We start from the raw sequence: 18025 nt of genomic DNA, 5'->3' as shown, positions 1-18025 counted from the left end.
CCGCGCACGCCAATGCTTCTTTTCTCGGTTTCCATGCCGCCACGGCACCGCCCATGAACCTCACCTGGCTGGAGGACTTCCTCGCGCTCGCCGCCAGCGGCAACTTCTCGCGCGCCGCGGAGGAGCGCCACATGACGCAGCCGGCGTTCAGCCGGCGCATCCGCGCGCTCGAGGAGTGGCTGGGCGTGGACCTGTTCGACCGCAGCACCCAGCCCGCGCGCCTCACGGCAGCCGGCGAGTGGCTGCGCCCGCAGGCGGAGGACCTGCTGGCCCGCGTGGCCGGGCTGCCGCCGCAGGCGCGCGCCCATGCCGAGGCGAACGCGACGACGCTGCGCCTGGCCGCGACCCACGCGCTGTCCTTCACCTTCGTGCCGCGCTGGCTGCAGTCGCTGGAGGCGCACACGGCGGGCGGGCCGATCCGGCTGGTGTCGGACGTGCTCGCGCGCTGCGAGGGGCTGCTGCAGCAGCGGCAGGTGCAGTTCGTGATCGCGCATGCGCCGGCCGGCGGGCGTGGCGAACTGGATGCGGCGGGCGTCCCGTCGATCGTCGTCGGGACCGACATGCTGCTGCCGGTGCATGCGGCGGGCGCGCCGGAGCGGGCGCTGCTCGGGTTCAGCGACGAGTCCGGGCTGGGCCGCATCGTGCGGCACGCGCTCGGCGCGGAGCTGGCGGCGGCCGGGTTCCAGACCGTGTTCACGGCTTGGCTCGCGTCCGTCCTGAAGTCCATGGCCCTCGAAGGCCGCGGGATGGCGTGGCTGCCCGAGTCGCTGATCCGGGAGGAGCTCACGGCGCGGCGCCTGCAGGTGGCGGGGCCGGTGCACTGGCGGCTGCCGGTGGAGGTCCGGCTGTACCGGGATCCCGAGGTGATGACGCCGCACGCGGAGGGGTTCTGGCGGGCGGCGAGCGAGGGGGGAGGGTGATCGGTGGGGTTCGCGTTGCTCACCGTCCGACGCTGTCGCGTCGCCACTCTACATTCCGGCCGCGCCGGTTCCCTGCAGGGTGGGCGCGCGGTAGCGCGCGCAGGTGAGCGAAGCGAACCCCACCGATTCGGCGCTCAGAAGATATCCGGCTCCCCCGCCGCTTCCCCGAACTCCGTCCGCAGGAAATCCATGTCGCACCCTTCGTTCGCCTGCAGGATGTGCTGCGTGAACATCCACCCGTAGCCGCGCGCGAACCGCGGCGGCATCGGCTTCCACGCCGCGCGGCGGCGCTCCATCTCCTCGTCGGGGATCTCCACGCGCAGGCTGCGGTTCGGCACGTCGACGCTGATGCGGTCGCCCGTGCGCACCAGCGCCAGGTTGCCGCCGACGAAAGCCTCGGGCGCGACGTGCAGGACGCACGCGCCGTAGCTGGTGCCGCTCATGCGCGCGTCGCTGATGCGCAGCATGTCGCGCTTGCCTTCCTTCAGCAGCTTCACGGGCAGGGGGATCATTCCCCACTCGGGCATGCCGGGGCCGCCCTTGGGGCCCGCGTTGCGCAGCACGATGACGTGGTCTTCGGTGACGTCCGCCTGCGGGTCGTCGAGCATCTTCTTCAGGCTCGGGTAGTCGTCGAAGACGATGGCCGGCCCGGAATGCTGCAGGAACTTCTCGCTCATCGCGGACGGCTTGATCACCGCGCCGTCGGGTGCGAGGTTGCCGCGCAGCACCGCCAGCGCGCCTTCGCGGTACACCGGGTCGGCCAGGGGGCGGATCACGTCGTCGTTGAAGCACTCCGCGCCTTCCAGGTTCTCGCCGAGGGTGCGGCCGTTGACCGTGAGCTGGTCCAGCGCGAGGTGCGGCTTCAGGCGCGACATCAGGGCCGGCAGCCCGCCGGCGTAGTGGAAGTCCTCCATCAGGTACTGGCTGGTCCCGTTGGGTCGGATGTTCGCCAGCACCGGCACTTCGCGGCTGATGCGGTCGAAGTCGGCGAGGCCGATCTCCTGGCCGGCGCGTCGCGCCTGCGCGATGACGTGGATGATGGCGTTGGTGGAGCAGCCCAGCGCCATCGCCACGGTGATGCCGTTGAGGAACGCTTCGCGGGTCTGGATGCGCGCCGGCCGCAGGTCGTCCAGCACCATCTCCACGATGCGGCGGCCGCACTGCGCGGCCATGCGCTGGTGCCCGGCGTCCACGGCGGGGATCGAGGCCGCGCCGGGGAGCGTCATGCCGATGGCCTCGGCGATGGACGTCATCGTGCTGGCGGTGCCCATGGTCATGCACGTGCCGGCGCTGCGCGCGATGCCGCCGATGATGGACTGCCACTGCGGCTCGGTGATCGTGCCGGCGCGGCGCTCGTCCCAGTACTTGAAGGCGTCGGAGCCGGAGCCCAGCGTCTGCCCGCGCGACATGCCCCGCAGCATGGGGCCCGCGGGCAGGAAGATCGCCGGCACGTCCGCGCTCGTGGCGCCGAGCAGCATCGCCGGCGTGGTCTTGTCGCAGCCTCCCATCAGCACCACGCCGTCGACGGGGTACGCGCGGATCATCTCCTCCACTTCCATCGCCAGGAAGTTGCGATAGAGCAGGGCGGAGGGCTTGATGATCGCTTCGCCGAGCGACACGGTCGGCAGCTCCAGCGGGAAGCCGCCGGCCTGCAGCACGCCGCGCTTGACCTCGTCCACCCGGTGCTTGAAGTGCTGGTGGCAGGGGTTGTAGTCGTTCCAGTTGTTCAGGATCGCGATGACGGGCTTGCCTTCCCAGTCCTTGGGGTCGAAGCCCATCTGCATCACGCGCGAGCGATGGTTGAAGGAACGGAAGTCGTCGCGTGCCAGCCAGCGCTGGCTGCGGAGTTTCTGCAGCGGCATGCGCGCCACTGTAGCAAGCGCGGCCGCGCATGCCCGAGGTGCCGTAGGGATGAAGGCCGCCCGCCGTGCTCGCGCCGCGCACCGGGAGCACAATAAAAAATCCCCCGGGGCACTGCTGCCCCGAGGGGATAAGTAGCCGGGAAAGAAACTTGAAAAAGAACCCGGCTCAATCCTTCTGATTGCACAAGTCGTGCCGGGGTTCCCGCCGCCGGGGACCTGTGCAAGCGCGCAACGGGCGGAGTCCGGGGCGTTCGTGAATTTGTCACGCCGCCGTTTCCACCCCCCTGGCGAAACATTTTTGATCTCGCTTCCCGGGAACCCTTTATGTAGGATGACTCTGACAAGAGTCGCCTCTTTTCGGAGGCTCTCCGGAACCGATTTCCGTGCTGCACGCGCCGCGCGCAGCCAACCCGAGCAGGAACCCATGTCCGACCTCGCCGCCAAGAAAGACACCGTGGAAGACGCCGACGAAGGTGCGTCCTCCAGCCTCTGGCCCAGCCTCAGGAAGCTGGGCGCCCGTCTTTCCGACTGGTTCACCATCCAGTCCACCGCCATGAAGTGCATGCTGATCGCGGTGGCCATCCTCATCCCGGTGACCGGGGTGTATTCGTTCACCGTGTGGCAGCGCCAGGCCGCGGTCGCCGAGCAGGTCAAGGCCATGGCCGGCCAGACCGGCGCCGAGGCGATGTGGACGCTCAACGAGAAGCTGCCGGTGGTCTTCGGCTCCGGCTCCGTGCTCGGCTTCCTGGAAGCGAATCCCGTCGAACGCATTACCGTGGTCTACAAGCCGCTGATGTGGAACGTCTCCGAGCGCATCGTCCTGATCGAGTCGAAGGGCACGCAGTACGCGTACTACCCGAGCGACATGGAGACCAAGATCTTCGCGGACAAGGCGGTGACCGCCTCGTGGGGCCCCAAGATGGTCTTCGTCCCGCGCGGCGAGCTGTCCGCGACCAGCCAGGACATGCTGGAGAAGCTGGACGAGCGCTTCAGCGGCGCGCGCCCGCAGTCCGAAAAGGACGGCTGGAAGGCCGGCGTGAGCGGCGTGCTGTCCGCGGCGCTCACGGTGGGCCTGCTGGGTTTCCTCGCCTTCCACCTGAAGGGCCAGTTCAAGTCGCTGCGCTTCATCGAGCCCGCCCAGGTGCAGGGTTCCATCGACGACCTGGTCGGCATGGACGACATCAAGTCCGAGGTGCGGCAGATCAAGGACCAGTACGAGCGGCGCGCGGACTACGCGGAGTACGGCATCGACAAGCCGTTCAACGTGATGTTCAGCGGACCGGCCGGTACCGGCAAGACCAAGCTCGCGAGCTACCTCGCCAAGGAGCTGGGCCTGCCGATCCTGTTCCATTCCGCGGCGAACCTGGAGACCGGCTACGTGGCCGGCGGCTCCAACACGCTGGCGCGCATCGCCTCCATGGCCAAGCGCCGCAAGCGCTGCATCGTCTTCCTGGACGAGGCGCAGGACCTCTTCATGAAGCGCGGCGGCCACCGCAAGTTCGACGACGACACGCAGAACATGCTGCTGGCGATCCTCGACGGCGTCCGCACCAAGAGCGACGCCGAGATCATCTGGATCGTGGCCTCCAACTTCAACAGCGAGTCCATGGCGATGGACGAGGCCATGCTGCGCCGCTTCCAGATGAAGGTGGACTTCCGCCTGCCGAACAAGGAAGAACGCCGGGCGATCTTCGAGCACTACCTCGCGCAGCGCTCGGAGAAGGTCGCGAACGACCTCGACCTGCGCCACATCGTGGAGATCACGGAGGGGCGCAGCCCCGCCGACCTCGAGACCATCGTCAACCAGGCCGGCATCACCGCCGTGCAGCACGGCGAGCTGATCGACGCGGACACGCTGATGCAGGCCGCCGAGCGCGTGCTGGTCGGCAACGTGAACTCCAACACCACGAAGGAGCGCGAGCGCGACCGCCGCATCATCGCCATCCACGAGTGGGGCCACTTCCTGGTGGACTTCGAGCTGGAGCGCAAGAAGGCCGGCGGCGACTGGGAGAAGATCCTCGGCGAGATGAAGACCATCAAGATCTCGCTGAAGGCCAACCCGCGCAACAACGCGCTGGGCTTTGTGTTCCACAAGCAGGGCAACAACCTGCTGAAGACCAAGTCCGACATCGAGCACGACGTGCGCGTGCTGCTCGGGGGCATGGCCAACGAGGAGCTGTTCTTCGGCGAGGAGGGCACCACCAACGGCGCCCACAACGACATCACGCGCGTCACCAAGCTGCTGCACCACGCGGTCGCCGAGATGGGCATGTACCGCAAGACGCGCCTGAACTTCGGGGCGCTGAACGACAGCGGCAACCGCACCGTCGACGAGGAAACGCGCTCCATCATGGAGCTGCAGAGCGAGCGCCTGTACGGCGAGACCAAGTCCGCGCTGGCGCGCCTGAAGCCGCTGACCGAGCACCTGGCCGGCAAGCTGATGGACCAGGGCGAGATGAGCCTGAAGGACGCGCTGCACGAGATCCGCGCGTTCGAGGCGGCGTGCCACAGCTTCGACAGCCGCGTGGGCCTCAACGGCGCGGCCAGCGCGCAGCCGGCGCAGCCCGCGCCCGACGCCGCGGCAGGCTGACGGAACGACGCCGCCATGCAAAAGGCCCGCAGCTGCGGGCCTTTTTTCATGGCGGCGTGCGCGTCACTTCTTCGCCGGCGCGCGTGCGCCCGAAGCGGCCGGTGCATTGCCGCCTGCGGGCGGCGCGATGCCCAGGCGCTTGGCGATGCTGTCCTCGAGGGCCTGGAAGCGCTGTTCCACCTGGGGCTGCGTTTCCGCGACCACCTTCTGGACCAGGGCGCGCTGGATGTCGGCGCCGGCCGCCTGGAATTTCGTGAGCACCGGCGACTCGAGCAGCGTGATGACCTGCTTGAGTTCGTCCTCGGTGAACTTCTCTTCGAGGATGGCGCCCGCCGTCGTGGGCGCCACCTTGTTCGCGCGGTCGCGCACCAGCGGCACGGTCTCGTCGACGTACTTGCGGATGTCGGCCTGGATGCCCTTGGTCACCGCGTCGCGCTTCTCGGCGGGCACCCGGCGCACGGCGTTGTCCACCTGCTCCAGCAGCGGGCCGAGCGATTGCTGCACCAGGCCCTGCGCCATCGTGTCGATCGCGGGCTGCTGGATCTTGAGGATGCGCGCGACGAGTTCCTTCTTCGCGGGCGTGGAAGTCTGTTGGGCGTGCACCGTCGTGCACGCGGCGGCGATCGCGAGGATCAGCAGGGTTTTCTGGAACATCGGGGCAGTGTAATCCCTGCCCGTAACCGCAAAGTTACGCGCTCGGGCCCTCGCGCCGGCGACGCGCGCCCATCCGCTCGGCGACCGTGCGCCGCCGCGAAGGGTCGGCGGTCGCCACGGGGCGTGCGACCACCTCGGTGATGTCGACCGGCAGCCGCTTGTGGGCCTGGTCCTTGCGGACCTGGTCCCAGGCCTTCTTGGCGAGGCCGCTGGTCACGGCGAAGACGATGAGCTTGCGCAGCAGCATGGGGACCTCCTTGGCAATGCGCCATGGTCGACGACCGGCAGGCACGGCCTTGTAGTCGCAGCGCCATCGCGCAGGAAGGACGAGGGGCGGCCCCGCAGTGGTGCTTCCTACAGCCGCGCCAAGTGCGCGCGCACGCCATGCGGCACCGCCGTCCTGCCGCGGCAGCGCGGGGCGCCGCCTAACCTTCGGGCATCGGCAAGGAGGAACGAACCATGTCCGAAGATGCGAACAAGATGGCCGCGGAGCAGCTCCTGATCCACCTGGAGCCCGAATGGGAGCGCCGCAACTGGTGCAACTGGCTGGGGTGCAGCGAGGCCGAACTCGAACACGCGGTCACGTACGTCGGCCACGATCCGGACAACGTCCGCCGCTTCCTGCGCCAGGCGCGCTGATCGCGCCTAGGAGCCTGCGCGGCAGAGAAACGGGCCTGCGTTGGGCCGAGAAGGGGGCGGATGCTAGGCGCGAAAGTGGGTCAAGCCTGGCCGGCTTGACCCGCTTTCGCAACGACGCAGGCGCCCCCTTATCGGCCCAACCCTTCGGGCCGGTGCCTGGAAGCGTGCCATGCGTTGTTGCGACCTCCTTGTGTAGATGAACTACACGGCGTCGGCCGCGCCTAGCCTGGCACGCTTCCAGGCACCGGCGCAGGCCCGTTTCTCTGCCGCGCAGGCTCCTAGCCGCCTCGCGGCGGGGGCGGAGCGGCTTCGGCCGCGGCCTCCTGCGGGAGCTGCGCAGCACGCCGGCGCTCCTGCTGGATGAGCTGCTCGAAGGCGCTGCGGGCACCTTCGCCGCTGCGGCCCGGGCGCCTGTCGCTGCCCTGGCCGCCGGGCCGCTGGCCCGCCTGCGTACCGTTGCCCACCGTGTCCACCATGCCGCCTCGCCCGGGCCGACTGCGCCCCATGAGGCATTCAACGCGGGCGCCGTGTCGCGGCGCACCGGCGTGCACGAAGAAGGATGAAGATCGGTTACGGCTTGTGTCCGCCACCACGACAGGCCCACCCGCATCTAGACTCGGAGTACGTGGAAGACGGCATCCTGCATCTCGATGAAGCCCGCGCGCGCCAGCTGGTGCTGGTGCGCGCCATCGAGGACGCCGACACGCAGGGCAGGCTCCTGAGCGAGGTCGAGCGGGAGAAGCTCGAACGCGAGGCGCTCGAGGCCAGCCGGCAGGGCCCCGCCGGCGGCATCGACATCCCCGACTACCTGCGGGAGCGCGCGCGGCGCGTGCTCGCCACGGTGGAGAACCGCAACCCGCGCGTGGCCGCATTGCAGGACCCGGAGCCCTGGCGCTCCTGGCTGCTCGTGCTGCTGCCGCTGCTCGCGTGCGTGCTCGGCGCGGCGATGGACCGCATCGACAACCCGCAGCAGGTGAACATGCTGTCGCCGCCGCTGCTCGGCGTGCTCGCCTGGAACCTCGCCGTCTACGTGATGCTCGTCGTGTCGGCGCTGTGGCCGCGCGCGGCGGCGCCCCAGGGCCTGCTCGGGCACGTGCAGCGCTGGCTGGCAGGCGCGCCGGGCGACGGGCGCCGCACCGGCCGGCTGCGGGCCGACGTCCTCGCGCGCTTCCAGCAGCACTGGCTGCGCGTCGCCGGGGCGCAGCAGTGGCTGTGGGGCAAGGAGCTGCTGCACCTCGCCGCCGCGGGGTGGGCGGTGGGGCTGGCGATCTCGATCGTGCTCGGCGGCGTGGTGCGCGAGTACCGCGTCGGCTGGGAGAGCACGCTGCTGGAGGTGGGCCAGGTGCACGCTTTCCTGAGCGCGATGTTCGCGCCCGTGGTGGCGCTGCTGCCCTTCGAGGCGTTCAGCGTCGCGGACCTGCAGCGCATGCACTTCCGCTCCGGCGCCACCATCGGCGTGGAGGAAGCGCGGCGCTGGGTCTGGATGTACGTGGCCCTGCTGCTCGTCGTGGTGCTCGTGCCGCGCGCGCTGCTGGCCGGCTGGTCGCACTGGCAGCGGCGGCGCCTCGCGCGCGCCGTGCCCATCGACTTGCGGGACGCGTACTTCGTGCAGCTGCTCGCGCGCGTGAGCCCGGCGCGCGTGACGCTCGCGGTGCTTGCCAGCGAAGGCGGCGGGCACGAGGCCTGGGAACGCATGCTGCGCGAGGTGTCGGACCATCCGCCGCCGCGCGAAGGCCCGTGGACCGTGCTGGGCACGGCACGCGGCGACGTGCTGCGGGTGCTGGAGGTGCCTCCTGGCTACCGGCCGCCCGCGCCGGCCGTGGCGGCGCATGCCGGCGGGCTGCCGTCCGCGCAGGCGTGGCTGCAGGACCTGCTCGGGCGCTTCAAGGCGGCGCCGCGCGCGCTGGCGCACGATGCGGTCGGCAGCGCGCTGGCCGAGACGGACCTCTTGCTGCTGCTGCCCGCCAGCCCGGTGGACGTGCAGGAAGCCACGCGCCTGCTGCACTGGGTCGCGCAGCCCGCGCTGCTGCTCGTGCCGGGCGACGACGTGCCGTACCGCAGCGCGGTGCAGCGGCTGGGGCTGGCCGCCGAAGTGCTGCCGCTGGAGCGTTCCATGGCGCACTGGCTGCGCGACCCGCTGCTGCTGGAGGCCGCCGCGGCGCGCATGCCGACCGGCAAGCGCGCCGGCTTCGAGCGCATCGCGGCGACCTGGAAGGACCGCAACGCGGTGCGCTTCACCGAGGCCATGCACCGCGTGGCCGCGGAACTGGTGCGCGCCGCGCGCGACGCGGAGGAGGTCGGCAGCGCGCCGGTCAGCCTCCGGCAACTCGTGAGCGCCGCGGACCGCGACGCGGCGCAGCGCGCGCGCGAGGCGGCGCGTTCGGCGCTGCTGCAGCGGCTGCGCGCGGGCGAGGCGGACACCTTCGCCGCGCTGGTGCAGTTGCACCGCACCGGCACGCCGGTGGCGGCGCTGTCCGGCGCGCGCATGGAAAGCGGCTTCAGCGAGCAGCAGACCGTGGACTCGCCGCAGGCCGGCATGGCGGGCGCTGCCACGGGCGCCGCGATGGGCGCGGGCATCGACCTGATCACCGGTGGCCTGACGCTGGGCGCCGCGACGGCACTCGGTGCCGTGATCGGCGGTGGCGCCGCGTATGCCGCCGCGGCCTGGAAGAACCGCGGCAGCGCCACGGGCCAGCCGCAGGTGCAGATCGGCGACGAATTGCTGCAGACGCTCACCGAGAGCCTGCTCCTGGCCTACCTGGCCGCGGCGCACCGCAGCCCGGGCGAAGGCGAGGGCGGCCTGCCGCAATCCTGGCGCAGCGAGGTGGTGGCGGCGGTGGAAGCGCGGCGCGCCGAGCTCATCGCGCACTGGCAGCGCGCGCGCAACGGCGAGAGCGGCGACGACGCGGTGGCGCCGCTCGCGCGCGAGCTCGAGGAGATCGCGCGCGGCCTGCTGTCGCGCGTGTAGCGCTCCTAGCCGTCGCGCTTGGCCTGCGCCGCGGCGCGCAGCAATTCCTCGACGGCGGGCAGTTCCGCGGGCTTCGTGAGGTGCCGGTCGAAGCCGGCATCGCGCGTGCGCTGGCGGTCGTCTTCCGTGCCCCAGCCGGTGAGCGCCACGAGCAGCGTCTTCTGCATGCTCGGCAGCAGGCGCATGCGCTTGGCGACGTCGTAGCCCGTCATGTCGGGCAGGCCGATGTCGAGGAACACGACGTCCAGCGGCTGCGTCTGCGCGAGCTGCAGCGCCTCGGCGCCGGTGTGCGCGATGTGGGCCGCGTGGCCCTCGATGTCCAGGAGCACGCCGAGGCTTTCGGCGGCATCGGTGTTGTCGTCGACGACCAGCACGTGCAGCTGGTCGGGCTGGGTGGAGCTTGCGGGCTGCGACATAAGGGTGGTCACCTCCGAATCGGGCGAAAGGAGCGGCAGGCGCACGGCGAACGTGCTGCCCTGGCCGGGGCCGCGGCTGGATGCGGAGACGCTGCCGCCATGCAGCGCCACCAGGCTTTGTACCAGCGACAGGCCGATGCCGAGGCCCCCTTGCGGCTTGCCCGCACCGGGGACCTGGGCGAACATCTCGAACACCTTGTCGAGCGCGTCGGGGGCGAGGCCGATGCCGGTGTCGCTGACGCTCAGCACGGCCTCGTTGCCTTCCACGCGCACCTGCAGGGCGATGCGTCCGGCCTGCGGCGTGTACTTGGCGGCATTGTTCAGGAGGTTGCTGACCACCTGCGCGATGCGCGTCGGGTCGGCGTCCATGGGCAGCGGCTCGTCGGGCACGTCCACGGTGAGCTGGTGGCCGCCCGCCTCGACCAGCGAGGCGCTGGTCTCCACGGCGGTGGCGACCACGTCCCGCAGGTCGATGCGGCTGCGGCGCAGTTCCACCTTGCCGGTGCTGATGCGCGCGACGTCCAGCAGGTCGTCGACGAGGTGCACCATGTGCTGGATCTGCCGCTCCATCATCTGGCGGGTCTTCTCCAGCAGCTCCGGCTTGGTGGAGGCCATGCGCATGAGGTGCAGGCCGTTGGACAAGGGCGCGAGCGGGTTGCGCAGCTCGTGCGCGAGCGTGGCGAGGAACTCGGTCTTGCGGCGGTTGGCCTGCGCGAGTTCCTCGTTGAGCCGGCGCAGGTCCTGCTCGGCGAGCAGGCGCTGCGTGATGTCCGAGAAGAGCACCGCGACGAGGTCGCCACCCGGCGCGCCGAGCCGGCTCGCGTAGATGTCGAACCAGCGCTGCATGGTGCGGTCTTCCTGCACAAAGCGCGTCGCCTCGCCGGTGCGCGCGACGCGGTCGTACACGGGAAAGCGCGTGCCCTCGTAGCCGGGCACGAGTTCGCGCATGGTCTTGCCGACCGGGTTCTCCAGCCCGGTGTGCATGCTGAAGGCCTCGTTGGCCTCCTCGTAGCGCAGGTCGTACACCTCGCCGTCGGGGCCGCGCAGCAGCTTGACGACGCAGAAGCCCTCGTCGATGGACTCGAAGAGCGCGCGGTAGCGCTCCTCCTTGGCTTCCAGCCGCTGCTCGAAGTCGCGCCGCTCGCGCACGCGCAACTCCTCCTTGCTGCGATAGAGCTCCACGAACACGCCGACCTTCGCCTGCAGCACTTCGCTGCGCAGCGGCTTCGAGAGGAAGTCGACCGCGCCGAGCGCGTAGGCCGAGAGCATGGCTTCGTCGGGGTCGTCGCCCGCGGTGACGAAGAGGATGGGCGTGAAGCGGGAGCGCGCGCGCGAGCGGATCTCGCGGGCGACCTCGAAGCCGTCCATGCCCGGCATGCGGACGTCGAGCAGCACGGCGGCGAAGTCCTGCTTCTCCAGCGCGGCGAGCGCCTGCGTGCCGGAGACGGCGCGCACGAGGTTCACGCCGAGCGAATCCAGTGCGGCTTCCAGGGCCAGCAGGTTGGCGGGCTGGTCGTCGACCAGCAGGACGTGGGCAGGTATGGCGTTGTGTGGCACGGGCGAGGCGTCCGGCTCGCGGGGCCGGTGGGCCCAGAGTCTAAGCGCCTTCGATGTGCATTGGGTGTGAGTTGATCAGGTGGCGGCCTTGTCCTGCACGCGTGCCAGACAACGCCGCATCGCAGGTCCCGCGCGCACCGCGACGTCAGCCTCGCCGCAGGCTGCGCGCGGCCCGCGTGGCTATACTGGACGCGTGTACAGTTGTCGCCGATCGTGTCCGTGGCCCTTCGTGGCCGGAGCGCCGCTGCCGCTGCCGATGGTGCAGGGCACGGTGCGCGCCGGCTTCCCGTCGCCCGCCGACGATTTCGCGGAGAAGCGCCACGACCTGAACGACCTGCTCATCACGCATCCGGCCGCGACCTTCTTCTGGCGCGTGCGCGGCACTTCCATGCACGGCGCCGGCGTGGCCGACGGCGACATCCTGGTCGTGAACCGCGCGCTCGACCCGGTGCACGGCGACATCGTCGTGGCGGAGGTCGACAACGACTTCACCGTGAAGTACCTGCACCGGCGCGCGGGCCGCGTGAAGCTCGTGGCCGCGGACCCGACCTTTCCCGACATCGTGCCGCGCGAAGGCCAGGTGCTGACGATCTGCGGCGTGGTGACGGCCGCCATCCGCAAGTTCCGCTGAAAAGGAAAAGGGCCGGCAAGCCGGCCCCGGTAACCCTGGTAGCGCTGTTGTTGTTTACTTCTTCTCGGCAACCTTGTCGTCGTCACGGTCCTTGGCGGGCGTGACTTCCACCTTCGGGATCGTGAGGGTCTCCTTCTCGGTGTAGACGCCGACCTTCGGCACCTCGACTTCCTTCTTCTCGGTGGTCACGTCCACCTTGGGCGCGTCCACGTCGTACTTCGGCAGCGTCACGTCGCCTTCCTGGGTCTTGGACACTTCGTACTTCGGCACGGTCACGTTGCCTTCCTGGGTCTTCTGCACGTCGCAGCCGACGAGGCCGATGGACGCGGCGGACACGAGGCCGGCGAGGATGAAAGCGGTTTGGCGCATGGCAAGACTCCCTTTGGTTTGGTTGGTGACCTGAATTCTGGGAGCCGCGCGAAAGCCCGGCTGTAAGACCCGGACGGCAAGCACCGTCCGACGCGGGCAACCCGCTGTGCTACGCGCGGCCTACGCGCCGATGGCGTGGCCGGACAGCACGTCGGTGAGCGTGGCGTGGACTTCCGCGGGGTCCGCGGGCTTCACGAGGTGGGCGGCGAAGCCTGCCTCGGCCGAGCGCTGCCGGTCCTGCTCGCGGCCGTAGCCGCTGAGCGCGACCACCGGCAGGTCCTTGGCCAGGGCGCGGCCCACGTCGATGCCGCTGCCATCGGGCAGGCCCAGGTCGGTGAGCACCGCATCGAACGCCTGCGAGCGGGCCGTCCGCAGCGCATCGGCGCACGTGGCGACGTGATGCACGACGTACCCGTACTCCTCGAGGCACATCGCCAGCGCCACGGCGGCGTCCTCGTTGTCCTCCACCAGCAGCACGCGCTTGCGCCCGCCGTCCACCGGCGCGGACTCGGGGCGCGGCGCCGCGTCCGGCTGCGGCAAGGAGCCGGCGCAATGCATGCCGATGCTGAAGGTGGAGCCGTTGCCGCGTCCGTCGCTGCTGGCGACGATCTGTCCGCCATGCTGCGCCATCAGGCCCTGCGCGATCGCCAGGCCCAGGCCGAGGCCGCCGTAGCGCTTGGAGACTTCCGCGTCCGCCTGTTCGAAGGGACGGAAGATGCGCGGCAGCGCCTCGGGCGAGATGCCGATCCCGGTGTCCGTGCAATCCAGCGTGAACCGGCCGTCGACGTCGCGCGTGCGCACCACGATGCGGCCGCCGCGCGGCGTGAACTTGCTCGCGTTGCGGATGATGTTCCACAGCACCTGCTGCATGCGTGCCTGGTCGGCGTCCACCCACGGGTTCGCCGCCTCCAGCTGCAGGTCCAGCCGGATCTCCTTGTCCTTGAGCGTCTCCTGCACCATGGCCACGACGGCCTGCGTGAGCTGGTGCATGTCGACGCGCTCGCGCTGCAGGTGGACCTTGCCGGCGCTGATGGCGGTGAGGTCCAGCAGGTCGTCGATCAGCCGCGCCTCCAGCGCCACGTTGCGCCGGATCATGGGCAGCAGCTCGCGGTGGCGCATGTCGACCTGGGCGACCTTCTCCAGCACGTGCACGGCGGTGGTGATCGGCGCGAGCGGCGTGCGCAGTTCGTGCGACAGCACGGCTAGGAAGCGGTCCTTGGACTGGTTCGCCCGGTCGGCTTCCTCCTTCGCGGCGCGCAGCGCCTCGGCCGCGAGGTAGCGCTCGGTGGCGTCGTGCACCAGCTTGCAGAAGCCGCCGCGGCCGTCCTCGTTGTCCAGCGCGGTGAGCACGCCTTCGGCCCACAGCCGGCGGCCGTCGCGCGCGATCAGCCAGCGGTTGTCGCTCGCCTTGCCGGACGTGCGCGCCTGGTCCATCTCCGCGCCCAGGGCGGCCTCGGGCTGCGCCTCGGGCGGGAAGAGCAGGGCGGCGGAGCGCCCGAGCACCTCCCCGGCCTCGTAGCCGAAGATGCTGCGCGCGGCCTGGTTCCAGAACTGGATGCAGCCGGCGTCGTCCAGCAGTATGACGGCGTAATCGCGCAGGCCGTCGACCACGCGCGCGAAGATGATGTCCGCGTGGCGCAGCTGGCGCTCCGCCAGTTCGCGGCCGCGGCGGTCGTCCACCTCGCGCAGCGCGCGCTGCAGCACGGGCGCGAGCCGCGCCAGCCGCGACTTGCTCACGTAGTCGGTCGCACCGCGCTTGAGCAGTTCCACGGCGTTGTCTTCGCCGATGACGCCGGAGACGAAGATGAAGGGCGTCTGCGGCGCGATGCGGTTGCGGTGCTCCAGCAGGTCGGCGCCGGTGAAGCCGGGCAGCTCGTAGTCGGAGAGGATCAGGTCCCAGCGTTCGCCGCGCAGCGCGTCGACGAACGCCGCCTCCTCGCGCAGCACGTCCAGCCGCACGTTGGGATAGGCGCGCTCGAGCTGCACGCGCAGCAGCTCCACGTCGAGCCGCGAGTCCTCGACCAGGAGCGTCCGCAGGGGGCGGGTGTCCTCCCGCGCCTCAGTCATGCCGCCGCCTCGTCCGGAGCGACCCCGGCGGCGGCTCGTTGAGCACGGCCCAGAAGATGCCGAGGTCCGCGATGGCCTCGACGAACTGCTTGAACTCGACGGGCTTCACCACGTACGCGTTCACGCCCAGCTGGTAGCTGCGCAGCACGTCCGATTCCTCGTGCGACGACGTGAGCATCACCACCGGCACGCTGCGCAGGGGATCGGTGCTGCGCACGGTCTGCAGCACCTCCAGGCCGTTCACCTTCGGCAGCTTCAGGTCCAGCAGGATCACGGCGGGATTGCCTTCGGGCCGCGCGGCGTATTCGCCCGAGCGGGTCAGGTACTCCAGCGCCGCCTCGCCGTCCCGCACGACGATCACTTCGTTGGCGAGCTGGCTGCGTTCGAGCGCCACCAGGGTCAGTTCGAGGTCGCGGGGGTCATCCTCGACCAGCAGGATGGGCTTGAGCATCAGGCAGACTCCTCGGGGCGCGCGCCGGCGGCCCCCTCGTTGTTCTTGGGTCGGGGCGGCAGCACGAAGCCGAACGTGGCCCCCCGGTCGGGCTCGCCGCGCGCCCAGACGTTGCCGCCATGGCGTTCGACGATGCGTTTCACGTTGGCCAGGCCGATGCCGGTGCCATCGAAATCCTCGGTGCGGTGCAGCCGCTGGAAGACGCCGAACAGCTTGCCGACGTACTTCATCGGGAAGCCCACGCCGTTGTCGCTGATTTCCAGTCCGTCGCCCTCGGGCAGCGACACCGCGGTGACGCGGATGCGCGCCGGCGCGCGGCCGCGCGTGTACTTCACCGCGTTGCCCAGCAGGTTGCGCACCGCGACCTGCAGCAGCAGCGGATCCGCCCAGAGCATGGGCAGCTTGCCGGCGACGTCCCATTCGATCGCGCGGCCGCGTTCCTGCTGGCGCAGTTCCTCCACGAGGTCCTCCACCAGCACCGCGCTGTCCACCGCCGAGGGCCTCAGGCCGGAGCGGCCCAGCCGCGAGAAGTCGAGCAGCGCGTCCACGAGCTGGCCGGCGTACGACGCCGCGTCCTTCACGTGGCGCAGGTAGCGGCGCGCGCGGTCATCGAGCTTGTCCGCGTTGTCCTCCAGCACCAGGTCCACGTAGCCCGCGATGTGGCGCATGGGCGCGCGCAGGTCGTGCGAGACGGTGTAGCTGAAGGCTTCCAGTTCCTTGTTGACGCGCCCGAGTTCGACGGCGTGGCCCGCCATTTCCTCGGCGCGCCGCAGCACCAGCGCGATGAGCGCCTGCCGCAGTTCCGACACGGCCGCCTGCTGCGCGGGCAGCCAGGGGGCGCTGCGGCCGCGCACGCGCTCCTGCCAGCTCTCGAAGCTTTGCCGCGGATGGATGCGCCCGTGCGCCGGCAGGGTCTTGCGCGGGTCGCCGGCCCACCGGATCGTCTGGATCAGTTCGGGACGGAACCACAGCACGCAGTGCCGGTGCACCTGCGAGATGGAGATCGCCAGCACGCCGGCGCAGGCGGGCAGCAGGGCCTCGCCTTCCGGGTACACCTCGGGCAGGCGGTCGGTGGCGAACAGGTCCTCCCCGCGCGCCACGATCCAGTGCGCGAGCTTGCGGATGTCGTCCTGCGGCGGCGTCTCGCCGATCGTCCAGCAGCTGTCGTTGAGCACCACGGCGGCGCCGGTCGCTCCCGTGAGCCGGTCGATCGCGAGCTCGGGGTCGGTCAGGCGCTGCAGCGTGCCGTCGGTTTCCGCCATCAGGGCCACGAGCGTCAGCACGCGCTGGTGCAGAGCGAGCCGCTGCGCGACCTCCGCGTTGTCCTCCTGCGCCTGGATCTGCAGGGACAGCAGCCGTCCCAGGTGCTCGCACGCCACGCGCGTCTGGAACGGCAGGTGCCGCGGCTCGCGGTTGTGGCAGGAGATCAGGCCCCAGAGCCGCCCGCCCACCACGATGGACACGGACATGGAAGCCAGCGTGCCCATGTTGCGCATGTACTCGAGGTGCACCGGCGAAACGCTGCGCAGCGCGGCGAAGCTGAGGTCCAGGTTCGCGGGCTCGGGGCCGTCCGCCGCGGGCAGCAGCGGCACCGGATCGTAGTCGGCATCCGGGATCAGGCGGATGTGGTTCACGCGATAGAGCTCGCGCGCCTGCGCGGGCACGTCGCTCGCGGGGAAGCGGTGCCCCGCGTAGGAGTGGTAGCCCGGGTCCGCGCGCTCGGCCAGCACCTCGCCGTGGCCGTCGCTGTCGAAGCGGTAGATCAGGCAGCGGCCGAAGCCGGTGAGCCGCTTCATCTCGCGCGCCACCGTCTCGCACAGGGCGGCCACCGACTCGGCCTGCTGCAGCACCGGCAGCAGGTCGCGGGCGACGCTGTAGATCGGCGCCACCATGCTGGCCGCGGGGCCGCCGGGTTCGTATTCCACCAGGACGTGGTCGCCCTGGCGGTGCGCGGCTGCGTCCCAGGTGCGGCCTTCGAGCGGCAGGCTGCCGAGCCATGCGGGGCCGCTGCCAGGCTGCAGCCGCAGGCTGTCGACGGGCAACATGGACAGCGCTTCGCGCGCCGCGGCGTCCGAGGGCCAGTTGGCGCTGTAGGCGACCAGCCGGCCCGTGTCGGCGGTGAGCACGACCAGCCGGCCGTGCGGCTGGATCGCTCCCGGCGTGCGGATCGGTTCGTCCGCGCACTGCGACAGGTCAGGCAGCGGGAGTGCGCTCATGCAGCGTGCCTTCCAGCAGGTGGGCGAGGGTGTCGAAAGTCTCGCGCGCGGCGTCGCAGGCCTGCGCGATGCGCTCGGGGGTGTCGAGCTCCTGCGCCAGCAGGCCGCGCACGTCGCGCCACATCCCGCCGGTGGCTTCGCCCCAGCCGCGGAAATAGGAACCGGCGGAGCGGCCTTCCGCGCCCGTGTGCGAGAGGTGGCGCGCGATGAACTGCCCGCCGAGCGCGGAGCCTTCCATCACGTAGACCGAGCCCCACGCGGCTGCGCCGCCGGCCAGGGCCGGCATGCGCGCGGGTGCATCCGGCGCCGCGCCGAGTTCGCGCAGGTCCTGCCGCAGGAAGGCACGGCGCGAGCGCGCCTGAAGCCAGGGTTGCCAGCGCGCACCGAGCGCCGCGGCGACCACCGGTTCCCATCCGGCCAGAAAGGCGTCGAGGACCTGCAGCACGCGCGTGTAGTGGTCCCGGTCCTGCATGCGGGGCAGGTCCACGAGCCGGTCGACCCGGTCGTGGTGGGCGCGCGTGGCGCCGCGCAGGGCGGCGAGCGCGTCGCCGGGCGGATCGTCGGGAAAGCGGGCGGGAACAGCGTGCAAGTGCGAGGTCAACCTTTGGAATCAGATCGGGTCGGGTCGGCGCGATCCTGTCATCCCGCGGCGCGCCGGAGTGTAGGACGACATGCCGCGGCCGCG

General features: G+C 70.9%; 15 protein-coding genes. 5 read left to right on the top strand and 10 right to left on the bottom strand.

Annotated features, from left to right (window positions below):
* The first annotated feature begins 53 nt into the window (after positions 1–53).
* The gene (locus H8N03_RS11660; RefSeq protein WP_187076352.1) at positions 54–920 is read left to right on the top strand and encodes a LysR family transcriptional regulator; all 867 of its coding nucleotides are present in this window, start codon (positions 54–56) and stop codon (positions 918–920) included.
* Between the two features lie 134 nt (positions 921–1054).
* On the opposite strand, the gene araD is transcribed toward H8N03_RS11660, so the two are convergent.
* Positions 1055–2782: an L-arabinonate dehydratase gene (araD, locus tag H8N03_RS11655; protein ID WP_187076351.1), complete on the bottom strand. Its 1728-nt coding sequence runs from the start codon at positions 2780–2782 to the stop codon at positions 1055–1057.
* Positions 2783–3206: 424 nt separating this feature from the next.
* Here araD and H8N03_RS11650 point away from each other — a divergent pair, with 424 nt between their 5' ends.
* On the top strand, positions 3207–5372 hold the full coding sequence (locus H8N03_RS11650; RefSeq protein WP_187076350.1) for an AAA family ATPase: 2166 nt from the start codon (positions 3207–3209) through the stop codon (positions 5370–5372).
* A 63-nt stretch (positions 5373–5435) separates the two neighbouring features.
* On the opposite strand, the gene H8N03_RS11645 is transcribed toward H8N03_RS11650, so the two are convergent.
* Together H8N03_RS11645 and H8N03_RS11640 are read right to left on the bottom strand one after the other, a co-directional pair.
* Positions 5436–6026 (bottom strand): DUF2059 domain-containing protein, encoded by a 591-nt coding sequence (locus H8N03_RS11645; RefSeq protein ID WP_187076349.1) that lies wholly within the window; start codon positions 6024–6026, stop codon positions 5436–5438.
* Between the two features lie 34 nt (positions 6027–6060).
* A complete protein-coding gene (locus H8N03_RS11640; RefSeq protein ID WP_187076348.1) occupies positions 6061–6273 on the bottom strand; it encodes a hypothetical protein in 213 nt (70 codons plus the stop codon).
* A gap of 212 nt (positions 6274–6485) precedes the next feature.
* On the opposite strand from H8N03_RS11640, the gene H8N03_RS11635 reads away from it, so the two are divergent.
* The gene (locus H8N03_RS11635) at positions 6486–6665 is read left to right on the top strand and encodes a DUF3606 domain-containing protein (RefSeq protein WP_187076347.1); all 180 of its coding nucleotides are present in this window, start codon (positions 6486–6488) and stop codon (positions 6663–6665) included.
* 278 nt (positions 6666–6943) lie between these two features.
* On the opposite strand, the gene H8N03_RS11630 is transcribed toward H8N03_RS11635, so the two are convergent.
* Entirely contained in the window at positions 6944–7141 is a 198-nt protein-coding gene (locus H8N03_RS11630) for a hypothetical protein (protein ID WP_187076346.1), read from the bottom strand.
* 149 nt (positions 7142–7290) lie between these two features.
* On the opposite strand from H8N03_RS11630, the gene H8N03_RS11625 reads away from it, so the two are divergent.
* Entirely contained in the window at positions 7291–9633 is a 2343-nt protein-coding gene (locus H8N03_RS11625; RefSeq protein ID WP_187076345.1) for a DUF3482 domain-containing protein, read from the top strand.
* 5 nt (positions 9634–9638) lie between these two features.
* Here H8N03_RS11625 and H8N03_RS11620 read toward each other — a convergent pair whose 3' ends face one another.
* Entirely contained in the window at positions 9639–11606 is a 1968-nt protein-coding gene (locus tag H8N03_RS11620; protein WP_187076344.1) for a hybrid sensor histidine kinase/response regulator, read from the bottom strand.
* 229 nt (positions 11607–11835) lie between these two features.
* Here H8N03_RS11620 and H8N03_RS11615 point away from each other — a divergent pair, with 229 nt between their 5' ends.
* The gene (locus H8N03_RS11615; protein ID WP_354005108.1) at positions 11836–12237 is read left to right on the top strand and encodes a LexA family protein; all 402 of its coding nucleotides are present in this window, start codon (positions 11836–11838) and stop codon (positions 12235–12237) included.
* A 54-nt stretch (positions 12238–12291) separates the two neighbouring features.
* On the opposite strand, the gene H8N03_RS11610 is transcribed toward H8N03_RS11615, so the two are convergent.
* From H8N03_RS11610 to H8N03_RS11590, 5 genes are all read right to left on the bottom strand, one after another.
* Positions 12292–12606, bottom strand: coding sequence for a hypothetical protein (locus H8N03_RS11610; protein WP_187076343.1), 315 nt, complete (start codon positions 12604–12606; stop codon positions 12292–12294).
* A gap of 120 nt (positions 12607–12726) precedes the next feature.
* The gene (locus H8N03_RS11605; protein WP_187076342.1) at positions 12727–14673 is read right to left on the bottom strand and encodes a hybrid sensor histidine kinase/response regulator; all 1947 of its coding nucleotides are present in this window, start codon (positions 14671–14673) and stop codon (positions 12727–12729) included.
* Positions 14666–15124 (bottom strand): response regulator, encoded by a 459-nt coding sequence (locus H8N03_RS11600; RefSeq protein ID WP_187076341.1) that lies wholly within the window; start codon positions 15122–15124, stop codon positions 14666–14668. The genes H8N03_RS11605 and H8N03_RS11600 overlap by 8 nt, the downstream gene beginning before the upstream one ends.
* The gene (locus H8N03_RS11595) at positions 15124–17340 is read right to left on the bottom strand and encodes an ATP-binding protein (RefSeq protein ID WP_187076340.1); all 2217 of its coding nucleotides are present in this window, start codon (positions 17338–17340) and stop codon (positions 15124–15126) included. The genes H8N03_RS11600 and H8N03_RS11595 overlap by 1 nt, the downstream gene beginning before the upstream one ends.
* A complete protein-coding gene (locus H8N03_RS11590) occupies positions 17318–17929 on the bottom strand; it encodes a biliverdin-producing heme oxygenase (RefSeq protein ID WP_187076339.1) in 612 nt (203 codons plus the stop codon). The genes H8N03_RS11595 and H8N03_RS11590 overlap by 23 nt, the downstream gene beginning before the upstream one ends.
* Positions 17930–18025: the final 96 nt, after the last annotated feature.

This window comes from Ramlibacter cellulosilyticus, from assembly GCF_014297465.1.
Classification (GTDB): domain Bacteria; phylum Pseudomonadota; class Gammaproteobacteria; order Burkholderiales; family Burkholderiaceae_C; genus Ramlibacter; species Ramlibacter cellulosilyticus.
The sequence above is the reverse complement of the archived record's forward strand: the minus strand, read 5'-3'. Positions and strand labels throughout refer to the sequence as shown.